Annotated in this window: 2 protein-coding genes; both read left to right on the top strand. The window is 62.0% G+C overall.

All coding sequences use genetic code 11. The annotated features are described in order from the left end of the window. On the top strand, positions 1-718 hold a 718-nt coding region (locus tag EN994_RS32055), incomplete at its 5' end, for an ABC transporter permease (RefSeq protein ID WP_245466152.1). Further along, positions 687-1,262 (top strand): ATP-binding cassette domain-containing protein (locus EN994_RS32050; RefSeq protein ID WP_127308181.1); only part of this gene is annotated, 576 nt, incomplete at its 3' end. The genes EN994_RS32055 and EN994_RS32050, both read left to right, overlap by 32 nt.

Genomic DNA, 1,262 nt, shown 5'->3' with positions numbered 1-1,262 from the left:
GCTCGGGCTTTGCCTGCTGTGGAACCTTGCGGCAGGCGTCTGGCCAAGCCGTGCCTTTCCAGGACCTGGGCAGGTCTGGCAGGTGCTTCTCAGGGAGGCTGCGAGCGGCGACCTCTTTTACCATCTCGGCGTGACCCTCGGCCGGGTCGCCGCAGCATATATCGTCGCAATGATCATCGGATCCGTCATCGGCGTTTTGCTCGGCAGCTATCGTCGCGTCGACCGTTTTTTCAACCCGTGGGTGATCCTGTTCCTCAACATCCCGGCGCTGGTGGTCATCGTCCTCGGCTACATCTGGTTCGGCCTCAACGAGGCGGCGGCGATCGGCGCGGTGGCGGTGAACAAGATCCCGAATGTCGTGGTGACGATGTGCGAAGGCGCCAGGACGCTTGATCCAAGTTATGCCGAGATGGCCACCGTCTATCGCTTCGGCCGCCTTGATCGCATCCGCCATATCCTGCTGCCGCAATTGCAGCCCTATCTTGCCGCCGCGTCGCGATCCGGCATCGCCCTCATCTGGAAGATCGTCCTGGTCGTCGAACTGCTCGGCCGCTCGAACGGTGTCGGCTTCCAGATCCATCTCTATTTCCAGCTTTTCGATGTCGCCGCCATTCTTGCCTACACGCTGGCTTTCGTGGCGGTGATGCTTGTCATTGAACTTCTCCTGGTGCAGCCCGTTGAACGACATGCAACCCGTTGGCGCCGTCGTCCCGCTTAAGGTCGACATCGCCGAAAAGACCTTCAGGTCCGCGCGAGGCGTCTCGATCACGGCGCTTCAGGACCTTTCCTTCGAGGTCCGGCAAGGCGAATTCGCCTGCTTGCTTGGACCGTCGGGCTGCGGCAAGACCACGACGCTGCGTATCCTGCTTGGCTTGGACAAAGACTTTTCCGGCTCCTTCCAGTTGCCGCAAGGAGGTTCGAACCGCATCGCCGCCGTATTCCAGGAACCGACCCTGCTGCCGTGGCGAACGGTGGAGCAGAATGTCAGGCTGGCGTTGCCGAAAAGCTTGAGGGCGAAAAATCTCGACGGGCTGTTCGACACGCTCGGCCTCGCGGCCATGCGCTCGCTCTATCCTGCCGAACTGTCGCTCGGCCTTGCGCGCAGGGCAGCACTTGCCAGGGCTTTCGCCACGGAGCCGGCGGTGCTTTTCCTGGACGAACCCTTTGTCTCGCTCGACGAACAGACCGCCGAGCGGCTTCGGCATCTGCTTTTGACCGTGTGGTCGGCACGGCCCACGACCGCCTTGATGGTGACCCACAAT

It is taken from the genome of Mesorhizobium sp. M7A.F.Ca.CA.002.09.1.1, assembly GCF_003998555.1.
GTDB classification, from domain to species: Bacteria; Pseudomonadota; Alphaproteobacteria; order Rhizobiales; family Rhizobiaceae; genus Mesorhizobium; species Mesorhizobium ciceri.
Note: the sequence above shows the minus strand (reverse complement) of the source record. Positions and strands in the feature narration are given on the sequence as shown.